This is a genomic window from Pedobacter sp. HDW13 (genome assembly GCF_011303555.1).
Taxonomy (GTDB): domain Bacteria; phylum Bacteroidota; class Bacteroidia; order Sphingobacteriales; family Sphingobacteriaceae; genus Pedobacter.
This window is the reverse complement of sequence record NZ_CP049868.1, coordinates 623,690-635,818: the sequence shown is the minus strand read 5'-3', so window position 1 is coordinate 635,818 and position 12,129 is coordinate 623,690. Positions and strand designations below refer to the sequence as shown.

At 42.9% G+C, this 12,129-nt stretch carries 7 protein-coding genes; all 7 read left to right on the top strand.

Features of this window, described 5'->3' with window-relative positions:
- Positions 1 to 5 precede the first annotated feature (5 nt).
- The 7 genes from G7074_RS02645 (at position 6) to G7074_RS02615 (ending at position 12,128) form a co-directional block, all read left to right on the top strand.
- Positions 6 to 1,853, top strand: a complete 1,848-nt coding sequence (locus G7074_RS02645; RefSeq protein ID WP_166206715.1) for a rhamnogalacturonan lyase — start codon at positions 6 to 8, stop codon at positions 1,851 to 1,853.
- A gap of 1 nt (position 1,854) precedes the next feature.
- Entirely contained in the window at positions 1,855 to 3,753 is a 1,899-nt protein-coding gene (locus tag G7074_RS02640; RefSeq protein WP_205944145.1) for a rhamnogalacturonan lyase, read from the top strand.
- 6 nt (positions 3,754 to 3,759) lie between these two features.
- Entirely contained in the window at positions 3,760 to 4,524 is a 765-nt protein-coding gene (locus G7074_RS02635; protein WP_166206712.1) for a rhamnogalacturonan acetylesterase, read from the top strand.
- Positions 4,525 to 4,688: 164 nt separating this feature from the next.
- Positions 4,689 to 5,480: a rhamnogalacturonan acetylesterase gene (locus G7074_RS02630; RefSeq protein ID WP_166206709.1), complete on the top strand. Its 792-nt coding sequence runs from the start codon at positions 4,689 to 4,691 to the stop codon at positions 5,478 to 5,480.
- A gap of 93 nt (positions 5,481 to 5,573) precedes the next feature.
- Entirely contained in the window at positions 5,574 to 8,477 is a 2,904-nt protein-coding gene (locus G7074_RS02625; RefSeq protein ID WP_166206706.1) for a sugar-binding domain-containing protein, read from the top strand.
- A 19-nt stretch (positions 8,478 to 8,496) separates the two neighbouring features.
- Positions 8,497 to 9,624: a glycoside hydrolase family 88 protein gene (locus tag G7074_RS02620; RefSeq protein WP_124560123.1), complete on the top strand. Its 1,128-nt coding sequence runs from the start codon at positions 8,497 to 8,499 to the stop codon at positions 9,622 to 9,624.
- Between the two features lie 5 nt (positions 9,625 to 9,629).
- A complete protein-coding gene (locus G7074_RS02615) occupies positions 9,630 to 12,128 on the top strand; it encodes a glycosyl hydrolase 115 family protein (protein WP_166206703.1) in 2,499 nt (832 codons plus the stop codon).
- Position 12,129 lies beyond the last annotated feature (1 nt).

The following is a 12,129-nucleotide window of genomic DNA, read 5'->3' as shown; positions in this document are numbered from 1 at the left end:
CAGTTATGAACATCAAAATCTTCATTTTCTGTTTAATCAGCTTTACATTTTCTTTCAGTGCCATTTTTGCCCAGCGCCAGCTGGAAAAGCTGGGGCGTGGGGTAATTGCCGTACGTCAGAATAAAGATTCGGTTTATGTAAGCTGGCGTGTATTGGGCACCGATCCTGATGATATTGCTTTTAACCTGTACCGTAAAACCGGAAACAGCGAAGCGATAAAGCTCAATCACGACCCAATTACCCAAAGCAGCAACTTTATTGATGCTCGTGTTAAGTTTGGGCAGGCCAACAGTTATTTTGTTAAACCGGTTTTAAAAGGCCATGAATCTGAAGCCAGTAAAGCTTTTACTTTGGCTGCTAACCAACCTATTCAGCAATATTTAACTATCCCTTTAAAAACTCCTGCAGGCTATACCCCAAACGATGTTTCGGTGGGTGATTTAGATGGCGATGGTGAGTATGATATTGTGTTGCACCAAACCGGCAGGGGCCGCGATAACTCTTCAAACGGATTGACAGACCCGCCAATTTTTCAGGCTTACAAACTGGATGGTACTTTTTTATGGGAAATTAACCTGGGCAAAAATATCCGTGAAGGGGCGCATTATACCCAGTTTATGGTGTACGATCTGGATGGCGATGGCATAGCAGAAATGGTTTGTAAAACTGCTGATGGATCAATTGATGGCAAAGGAAAAGTAATTGGCGATGCCACCAAGGACTGGCGCAACCAAAATGGAAAAATATTAGATGGTCCGGAGTTTTTAACCGTTTTTAGCGGTAAAACAGGTGAAGCCCTGGCCACTACCGATTACATTCCTGCCCGTGGCGATATTGGTGCCTGGGGTGGTAAAGGTGGTAATGGTAAAAACGACAATACTGGTAACCGTGTCGACCGGTTTAATGCCTGCGTGGCCTATTTAGATGGGATACATCCCAGTGTGGTAATGTGCAGGGGCTATTACGGCCGGACAGTTTTGGCTGCCTGGGATTGGCGTAACGGAAAGCTAACATCAAGATGGGTATTTGATACCAAAGATGGCAAAAATCCATTTTCGGGTCAGGGTAACCATAACCTTACCGTTGCTGATGTAGATAATGATGGTAAAGATGAAATAATTTATGGTTCGATGTGTGTTGATGATAATGGAAAAGGTTTGTACACCACAGGTTTAAGGCATGGCGATGCCATTCATGTTTCGGATCTTGATCCCGAACATCCGGGTTTAGAAGTTTTTGGCGTACATGAAATAGAAGAAGGTACAAAAGGACCGGGGGCAGCAGTTTATGCCGCCAAAACCGGTGAAATATTATGGAATGGTTCTGATGATGAAGATGTAGGCAGAGGCGTGGCCGATAATATTGATAACACCCGTTATGGCGCACAGATGTGGTGGTCGGGATCGAACGGGCTATATGACATTAAGGGGAACAGGATTGGTGATCAGCCCCGCTCTACCAATTTCCTGATTTATTGGGATGGCGATTTATCGCGCGAACTTTTGGATGGGAACCACATTGATAAATACAACGGTGGGCGGCTTTTTACGGCCGATGGCTGCGTATCGAACAACGGAACAAAATCTACTCCGGCTTTAAGCGCCGATTTATTTGGCGATTGGCGTGAGGAACTGATTTTGAGAAGCTATGATAACCAGAGCTTACGCATTTATACCACTACTATCCCAACTGAACACCGCAATTATACATTGATGCACGATCCGCAGTACCGTTTAAGCATTGCCTGGCAAAACGATGGTTACAACCAGCCGCCACATACCGGTTTTTATTTCGGCTATGGGATGAAAAAAGCACCAAAACCTAGCATTGTACTTGTAGAGCCTAAAAAATAACATGTGTACCATTAAACAAGCTTTAATTTTTTGCTTCGCATTGCTTTTACCGGCAGGAGTAATGGCGCAACGCCAAATGGAAGCATTGGGCCGGGGCGTAGTAGCGGTACACATGCCCGGAGATAGCGTTTTTGTAAGCTGGCGGGTTTTAGGCACCGATCCTGATGATATTGCCTTTAACCTTTACCGTAAAACGAATCATAGCCAGGAGGTAAAATTAAACCAGACACCAATAACCGGAGCTACAATTTTTACCGATAAAGAAATAAATTTCACAGTAGATAACGAATGGTTTGTAAAACCGGTTATCCATGGAAAAGAACAGCCGGAAAGCGGCGCTTTTACCTTGCAAAAAAATACCGCTGCCAAACCGTATTTGTCTGTCCCCCTAAAAACTTTGGCTGGCTATACGCCTAACGATGTTTCGGTTGGCGATTTGGATGGCGATGGAGAATATGAAATTGTTTTACATCAGGCAGGCATAGCGCATGATAATTCTCATCCGGGTTTTACTTCGGAGCCTTTGCTGGAGGCCTATAAACTGGATGGTACCTTTTTATGGCGCATTAACCTGGGCAAAAATATTCGAGAAGGTGCACATTACACCCAGTTTATCGTGTATGATTTGGATGGCGATGGCAGGGCAGAAATAGCTTGTAAAACAGCAGATGGGACTATAGATGGAAAAGGGAAAGTAATCGGCGATTCGACTAAAGATTGGAGAAATAAAAGCGGATATATTTTAGCCGGGCCAGAGTTTCTGACTGTTTTTGACGGCTTAACCGGAGCTGAAATTACTACAACCAACTTTATCCCTGAGCGTTCTCCAAATCTCAATCCTTCGCCCGAAGAACTAAAAAAGGCCTGGGGCGATGGTTATGGCAACAGAATGGACCGTTTTTTAGCGGCTGTAGCTTACCTCGACGGAAAACATCCCAGCTTAATTATGAGCCGAGGATATTACACCCGCACTTTTATAACCGCCTGGGATTTTAACGGGAAAAATCTCCATAAAAGATGGACTTTCGATAGTGGTGAGGATGGTAATAAGCGATATGGCGGTCAGGGAAACCATAATTTAAGCATTACCGATGTAGACGGCGATGGCAAAGATGAAATTATTTATGGCGCCATGACCATCGATGATGATGGAAAAGGATTATATACCACAGGTTTAGGTCATGGTGATGCTTTACATGTTGGCGATCTGGACCCCGATAGGCCTGGATTGGAAGTGTTCGATATTCAGGAAAGGTTTTCGGATGCCGGAGCAAACTTCAGGGATGCAAGAACGGGAGAGGTATTGTGGAAGAAAGCTTCGGTAAGTGCAGGGGCAGATGGCGAAGGGCCTGGAAGAGGGTTGGCGCTAAACATCGACCCCAGATACCGGGGATCTGAATGTTGGGTGGCCGGCGCAGGAATTACAGGAATGTTTGATGCCAAAGGCAACAAAATTTCGAATACTAACCCAAGTGTTAACTTCGGTATTTTTTGGGATGGCGACTGCCAGAGCGAACTTTTAAACAGCACTTCGATTGATAAATGGGATTATGAAAATGCTAAAACCGTTTGGCTGCTGAACGCAAGGGCCTACAACTGCTTATCCAATAATGGAACCAAATCTACCCCTGCATTATCGGCCGATATTTTGGGCGATTGGCGCGAGGAGGTGATTTACCGTACAGCCGATGCCAGCGAACTGAGGATATTTACCACCACCATTCCAACCACGCACCGCTTTTACACCTTTATGCACGATCCGCAGTACCGTTTGAGTGTTGCCTGGCAAAATGTAGGCTACAATCAGCCACCACATACCAGTTTTTACATGGGCGATGATATGAACCAGCCTCCAAAACCCAATATCAAACCAATTAAAAACCACCGCAATTCTCAATAAATTATCATGAAAAAATATAGCTACATCCTAACCGGAGTAATCATTACCCTTGCCACGCTTGCTTTTGTTGCACCGCATAAACCAGCTTTACATACCATTGGCGATTCTACCGTTCGCAATTCCAATAAAGAAACCTGGGGCTGGGGAACACCAATTGTTGAGCTTTTCGATACCACAAAAATCCATGTTGAAAACAATGCCATGGCTGGCCGGAGCACCCGTACTTACCTTTCGGAAGGCCGTTGGGATAAGGTTTTGGAAACGCTAAAGCCTGGCGATTTCGTAACCATGCAGTTTGGTCATAACGATGGAAGCGCACCCGATACTACAAAAGCAGGAAGAAGAGGTGTTTTAAAAGGGACAGGGGAAGAAACCAAAGTTTTAACCTGGCCTGACGGGAAAGTAGAAACCGTGCATACCTATGGCTGGTATATCCGCAAATTTGTGCACGAAACCAAAGCAAAAGGAGCTACGCCCATTGTCGTTTCCATGATTCCGCGAAACATTTTTAAAGATGGTAAAGTAGTACGTGCCAGTAACGATTTTGGCAAATGGGCCGCTGAAGTAGCACAACAGGAAAATGCTTATTTCGTCGATCTGAATAAAATTACAGCCGATAAATACGATACGCTTGGGCCTGATAAAGTGAAGTTATATTTCCCTGGAGACCATACCCATACCAATTTAGAAGGCGCAAAAGTGAATGCCCAATCCGTAGTGGAGGGAATTAAGTTGCTAAAGGATTGTGATTTGAAGAAATATTTGCTTTGAAACAAAACCTCGCAGGTTTTTTAACGAACTTCAAATTAAACCTGCGAGGTTTATGTAAATAGATTTCTCCATTCCGCTACGCTTCAGTCGAAATGACGATCCCAAATAATCTCTACAATCCATTAATCTGTGTAATCAAGCCCGAAGGGTGTAATCAATCAAAAATGAAATCAACTAAATACCTATACCTCATTCTCTTAACCGCATTCATTATTTTTTCTTCCTGCATTGTTTTAAAACAGCAGGCTAAACCCACTTTATTTCTCATTGGCGACTCGACCGTAAAAAACGGTAAAGGCAAAGGAGATGGTTCTTTGTGGGGTTGGGGGAGTTTTATTGGCAATTTGTTCAATACCGATAAAATAACTGTCGAAAATGATGCCCTGGGTGGAACCAGCAGCCGCACCTTTCAAACCAATGGCCTTTGGGATGCTGTTCTGGTAAAAATTAAAAAGGGCGATTTCGTAATGATGCAATTCGGGCATAACGACAGCAGTCCGTTAGATGATACTGCCCGTGCCCGCGGCACTATAAAAGGAATTGGTATGGAAAGCAAAGACACCTACAATCCCATCAAGAAAAAGCAGGAAACCGTTTATACCTATGGTTGGTACATGCGCAAATTTATTAACGATGTTAAAGCTAAAGGGGCAACGCCCATCATCTGTTCGTCTATTCCGCGTAATCCGGTTAAGGATGATCAGGTAGTTTTAGTCAACGATAATTATGCCGGCTGGGCAAAAGAAGTGGCCAAAGCCGAAAAAATTGATTTTATCCCTTTAAACAAAATTATTAAAGATAAATACGCCGCTTTAAGTGCTACAGAGATTAAAAATTTTTTTACCGAGAAAGATCATACCCACACCAACGAGGCAGGCGCAAAATTAAATGCCGCGGCTGTGGTAGCGGGATTAAAATCTTTACCAAACAACAACCTTAACCAATACCTCAAATAATACCTAAGCAGGATACTACAGGATGCCAACATGCGATTATTGTCTTATTTTAACAGCCTAACCAAATACCAGCGGTACTAAACCGTTCTATTTATGCAGATACAAGTTAACCGAATTTTAAAAGTACTCATGGGCATTGCTTTCATTATTTTGAGCATTGCGCAAACCCATGCCCAAAGTATTTCGCTGGCAGGCAAGTGGCGTTTCAAAATTGACGCTAAGGACGAAGGCATAAAAGGGAAATGGTACTCAACTGTTCTTCCCGAAGCTATTCAGCTGCCCGGGTCAATGGCCGAAAATTTAAAAGGTGATGATATAACCCTCAAAACAAAATGGACGGGCAGTATATACGATAGTTCCTACTTTTTTCATCCACGTTTAGCTAAATACCGCAAAGCTGATAATCTTAAAATACCCTTCTGGTTAACGCCGGCTAAGCATTATACCGGCGCGGCATGGTATCAGAAAGATGTAGAAATCCCCGCCAACTGGAAGGGTAAAAGGATGGTACTCTCTTTAGAATATCCCCATTCGGAAACACGGGTTTGGATAGATGAAATGGAGATAGGCACCCAATTTACTTTTGTAGTGGCCCAGAATTTTGAACTGCCCGCAAATTTAAAAGCCGGAAAACATACCATTACCTTATTAATCGATAACCGCATCAAGGCAATAAATGTCGGGCAGGATTCGCACAGCTTAACCGATCATACCCAGGGCAACTGGAATGGTGTGGTAGGCAAAATGGAACTGATGGCTGGCTCGCCTGTTTATTTTGAAGATATACAGGTTTATCCCGATTTAAAAAATAAGTCGGCTAAAGTTAAAATTCAGCTTAAAGCCAGTGCCAGCCAATCTGCTACCGGAAAAATTACACTTTCTGCTGCAACTTTCAATACCAAAAATGTAATTCAGGTTAAACCTGTAACAGCGCCATATCAAATTACCAATGGAGAAGGTACATTGGAAATCAATTTGCCAATGGGCGATAAAATAGCCACCTGGGATGAATTCGATCCGGCACTATATCGTTTAACAGCTGCCCTTGTTTCGAAGGATGGTAAAAAGGACGAGAAAAAAGTACAGTTTGGGATGCGCGAGTTTAAAGCTGTAGGCAGATCTTTTGAAATAAACGGCAGACCGGTGTTTTTGCGTGGTACCGTAAACAACTGCGAATTTCCTTTAACCGGTTACCCTTCAATGGATGTTGCTGCTTGGGTACGCATCTTTAAAATTTCGAAAGCCCATGGTTTAAACCACATGCGTTTTCACTCCTGGTGTCCACCCGAAGCTGCTTTTATTGCTGCAGATCAGATTGGATTTTATCTGCAACCCGAAGGACCAAGCTGGGCCAATCATGGTTCGTCTATCGGAGATGGTAAACCCATTGATCAGTTTATTTACGACGAAACCAACCGCATGACTAAAAACTATGGCAATTATGCGTCTTTTTGTATGATGGCCTATGGAAACGAGCCACGCGGCAGGCAGGTTGAGTATCTCACCAAATTTAATAATTACTGGAAAGCCAAAGATTCGAGAAGGTTGTACACAGGCGCATCGGTTGGCGGTAGCTGGCCGGTGATTCCAAACAACGAATTTATGGTACGTGCAGGTGCCAGAGGGCTTGACTGGAGCAGGAAACCAGAAAGTATTTCTACTTATGCTAAACAGATAGAACAGTTTACGGTGCCTTTTGTGGCGCACGAAATGGGGCAGTACTGTGCATTCCCGAATTTCGATGAAATAAAAAAATACACCGGGGTTTACCGCGCAAAGAACTTCGAAATGTTTCAGGAAGACCTTAAAGATCACGATATGGCCGATCAGGCCCATGAATTCTTAATGGCTTCGGGTAAATTACAGGCACTTTGCTATAAAAATGAAATCGAAAAAGCATTACGAACACCCAATTACAATGGTTATCAGCTCTTGTCCTTAAATGATTATCCGGGACAGGGTACAGCACTGGTTGGTGTTTTAGATGCTTTCTGGGACGAAAAAGGATATATCACGGCTAAAGAATTCAAGCGTTTTTCTAATAGTACTGTGCCTTTGTTAAAAGTCTCGAAATTTGTGTTTACCAATGCCGAAACACTTGAGGCTGCGGTAGAAGTAGCGCATTTTGGTAAGGCACCTATTGAAAATGCAAAACTCTCCTGGACGGCAAAAGATGAAAGCGGTGCTATTATTGCCAGGGGTAATTTCAGTCCTAAAACCTTAGCGGTTACCAACTGTATTGCCATCGGAGAGATAAAAATTCCTTTAAATACCATTACAAAAGCAACAAAACTGAAACTGGAAGTTATGGTTGATGGAACTGAGTTTGCCAACGACTGGAATTTCTGGGTTTATCCGGCGCAGCTGCCTGAAGTTAAGAGCGAGGTGTATTACTGTACCAGTTTAGATGATAAAGCCCAGTCGGTTTTGGCCTCGGGTGGCAGTGTTTTCCTCAACGCATCGGGCAAAGTGGTAAAAGGAAAAGAAGTGGTTCAGACTTTTTTACCTGTTTTTTGGAATACTTCCTGGTTTAAAATGCGCCCGCCGCATACTTTGGGCATTTTGTGCGATCCAAAACATGCCGCTTTTAACAGTTTTCCAACCGATTTCCACAGCGATATGCAATGGTGGGAAATTGTAAACAAAGCGCAGGTAATGAACCTCGAAGATTTTCCTGTTGGTTTTAGGCCCATTATACAGCCAATCGATACCTGGTTTTTAAACCGTCGCCTGGCGCTGGTTTTTGAGGCAAAGGTAGGTAAAGGAAAGCTGATTGTTTCGAGCGCGAACCTATCTCCTGATCTGAAAGAAGCCCCGGCAGCACAGCAACTTTATTTCAGTTTGCAGCAATACATGTCGTCAAACCAGTTTAATCCAAAATATGAAGTTGCTTTTAGCACCGTGAAAGATATCTTCGAAAGTCCGTCGAAAATTCAGTTCGATACCTTTACAAAAGATAGTCCGGATGAGTTAAAAGTTAAACCTAAAACCAATTAATTAAGATAAGCGAAATAACATGAAGAAATTTGTATTCAGCACCGCAGTAATATTTAGCATAACTACCCAGGTACTTTTCGCCCAAAAAATCCCGAATAAAAAAGAGGTTTTAAAGGTGTTAAAATCTACAAACGCTTATTTTATGAATAAGTGGCCCGATGCCGGCAAATCGATCATAACCAATAAGGAAAGACCAAGCAACATCTGGACAAGGGCAGTTTACTATGAAGGCCTGATGAATCTGTATAAAATCAGCCCCGAAAAAGAATATTACGATTATGCCGTTCAATGGGGCCAAAAACACAATTGGGGTTTACGAAATGGCATTGCCACAAAAAATGCTGATGATCAGGCTTGTGGGCAGACTTACATTGATCTTTACCTGATTGATAAACAGCCCGAGCGTATAAAAGATATAAAGGCTTCGATAGATCTGGTAATGCAATCGGGTAAAGTTAACGACTGGACCTGGATTGATGCAATACAAATGGGCATGCCTGTTTTTGCCAAACTGGGTAAATTATACAACGATACCAGCTATTACAATTACATGTACAAAATGTACCTGCATTCGAAAAATACCGAAGGTGGTGGTTTGTACAATGCAAAAGATGGACTTTGGTGGCGCGATAAAGATTTTGTACCGCCTTATAAAGAGCCAAATGGCGAAGATTGTTATTGGAGCAGGGGTAATGGCTGGGTGGTTGCCGCACTGGTACGTGTTTTGGAAATTATTCCAGCAAATGAACCACACCGCAACGAATATTTAAAAACTTATCAGGAAATGATTAAAGCCCTGGTAGCTATTCAGCGCACCGATGGTTTTTGGAATGTGAGTTTGCACGATTCCACACATTTTGGCGGTAAAGAAACCTCTGGTACAGCACTATTTACCTATGGCCTGGCCTGGGGCGTAAATCATGGCATTTTAGATAAGGCCACTTATTTACCAATTATTACTAAAGCATGGAATGCCATGACTACGGATGCCGTTCAGAAAAATGGTTTTATCGGTTACATGCAAGGAACGGGTAAAGAACCAAAAGACGGGCAACCGGTTAGCTATACCAGCATGCCCGATTTTGAAGATTATGGTTTGGGCTGTTTTTTATTGGCCGGAACCGAAGTATATAAGCTTAAAAATTAGGCAGCATGAATTTCAGAAATTTAGCGGGTTTATTAGTATTGATTTCCTTCTTTTTGCTGCCTGAACAAAGTAGGGCACAAAAAGCAGGCATCGCTGTTTCTGAAATTAACAGTGCTTTAGCTTTCCCTATTGTTGATGGCGAAAAGCCTGCAGTCATTTATATTGATGCAAAGGATGCTGAAGTGGTTCATATCGCTGCAGAAGCTTTTAAAGCTGATATTCAGTTGTTAACAGGTCAAACCGCTCAGGTTTTGAAAAATAATCCCAATTTAAGTGCTTACCCCATCATTATCGGTACGATGGGGCAGTCGTTTTATATCGATCAATTGGCCAGGACAGGGAAAATTAACAGCGCCAGTCTATATGGCAAGTGGGAAACCTTTTCTGTTTCGGTTATCGAAAATCCGGTAAAAGGAGTGAAAAGAGCTTTGGTTATTGCTGGTAGCGATAGAAGGGGAACGGCTTATGGTGTTTTTCAGCTGTCGCGAATGATGGGCGTTTCGCCGCTTTGTTGGTGGGCAGATGTTAAACCGGCAACTAAAAAATCGCTCTTCGTAAAAGCCGGTCAAGCTTTGGTAGAATCGCCATCGGTTAAATACCGGGGAATTTTTATTAATGATGAAGACTGGGGTATCCAACCCTGGGCGGCTAAAATGATGGATGCCGATGTAAAAGACATTGGACCTAAAACCTACACCAAAATATTCGAATTGCTGCTGCGCTTAAAAGCGAACTACATCTGGCCGGGCATGCACCCTTCAACCAAAGCATTTTATTATTATGCCAATAACCCCGTAATGGCCGATAAATATGGTATTATTTTAGGCTCTAGCCATTGCGAACCCATGCTGCGCAACAATGTTTTTGAATGGGCAGAGAATTTCGAGCACGAATATGGCAAGAAACCAGGCGAGTGGCGTTACGACCTCAACAAAAATGAGATTGTAAATTATTGGACCGACCGCGTAAAACAGGCTAAAAATTACGAATCGGTTTATACCGTCGGGATGCGTGGTATCCACGATGGCAGTATGCCCGGGCCAAAAGATAAAAATGAAAAGGTAAAACTGCTGGACGAGGTAATTGCCGATCAGCGTGCCATTTTAAGCAAAAATATAACTAAATCAGTAAGTTCCATTACACAGATTTTTTGTCCTTACAAAGAAGTACTGTCTTTATATCAGGCTGGCTTAAAATTGCCTGATGATGTAACGATTGTTTGGGCGGATGATAATCACGGTTATATCCGTCAGCTTTCTAATCCCGAAGAACAAAAACGATCGGGTGGGAGCGGTGTGTATTACCATATCTCGTACTGGGGGGCTCCGCAAGATTACTTATGGCTTTCGTCCATTTCTCCATCGCTGATGGCTTACGAGTTAACCAAAGCCTATCAGTATAAAGCCGATCGCCTTTGGGTAATTAATGTGGGCGATATTAAACCTGCAGAAATGGAAATCCAGTTTGCAATGGATCTGGCCTGGAATGTAAACCGATGGAAGCCCGAAAACGCCGATCGATATGCCGAAAGCTGGGCTGCCGAAACTTTTGGTGCCGAATTTGCAAAACCGATTGCGGAAATAAAGGCTGTTTATTATCGCCTGGCACAGGCTGCTAAACCAGAGCATATGGCCAGTGTTAATTTTACCGACGAAGAGGCAGACGAAAGACTAGCCGATTACGAAAAGATTTATCATCAGGCCAAAAGTTTAGCTGATCAAATTCCCGCCAGGTTAAAAGATGCTTATTTTGAGCTGATCCTTTACCCGGTTGAAGGGGCGATGCTGATGAACAAGAAGATTTTATACGCAAAAAAAAGTTTAATCTTGGCAGCAAACGGAGATCAATCGGCTTTAAGCTATTCAAAGAAATCGAAAGCAGCTTTTGATCAGATTCAGGTAATTACCAAAAAATACAATGAAGAAATTGCCGGCGGTAAATGGAACGGAATGATGAGCTGGAAACCACGTGATTTAGCGGTTTTTAAAATGCCCAAAGTGGCAGATACGGTAGCAACGCAATCGTCGGCCCCTAAAGCGAACGAAGATAAAATAACAGTTCGTGCAGCCGAATATGTAGCAAAATCATCGCCGAAAGGACTTTCATTACAAACTATTAAAGGACTCGGCTTGGGTGGCAATGGCATTTCTGTGCTTCCTTTTACATTTAAACCTTTTAGCGAAAAAGACTTGCAAAACGCACCTTACGCCAGTTACACCATTGATTTTAAAACGCAGGGCGGGCACCAGATTGAGGTGAAATGTTTACCTACCCAGGGCGTTAATAACGGCATAAAAGTGCGTTATGCCATTTCGGTTAATGATGATCAGCCTCAGGTAATTAATATTTCTCCGGCTTCAGAAAATAACATCTGGAAACAGAATGTATTGCAAGGTTACGCTTCGGGTATAACCAAGCATCAGGTAAATAAAACAGGTAAATCAACAGTTAAAATCTATATGCTCGATCCGGGATTAGTGCTTAACCAGTTGGAAATAAAATAGT

What these genes read in the sequence shown, in the direction of transcription:
- G7074_RS02620 (WP_124560123.1), top strand. Translation starts at nt 8,497, where the DNA reads ATGAAGAAATTTGTATTCAGCACCGCAGTAATATTTAGCATAACTACC.
- G7074_RS02640 (WP_205944145.1), top strand. Translation starts at nt 1,855, where the DNA reads ATGTGTACCATTAAACAAGCTTTAATTTTTTGCTTCGCATTGCTTTTA.
- G7074_RS02635 (WP_166206712.1), top strand. Translation starts at nt 3,760, where the DNA reads ATGAAAAAATATAGCTACATCCTAACCGGAGTAATCATTACCCTTGCC.
- G7074_RS02615 (WP_166206703.1), top strand. Translation starts at nt 9,630, where the DNA reads ATGAATTTCAGAAATTTAGCGGGTTTATTAGTATTGATTTCCTTCTTT.
- G7074_RS02625 (WP_166206706.1), top strand. Translation starts at nt 5,574, where the DNA reads ATGCAGATACAAGTTAACCGAATTTTAAAAGTACTCATGGGCATTGCT.
- G7074_RS02630 (WP_166206709.1), top strand. Translation starts at nt 4,689, where the DNA reads ATGAAATCAACTAAATACCTATACCTCATTCTCTTAACCGCATTCATT.
- G7074_RS02645 (WP_166206715.1), top strand. Translation starts at nt 6, where the DNA reads ATGAACATCAAAATCTTCATTTTCTGTTTAATCAGCTTTACATTTTCT.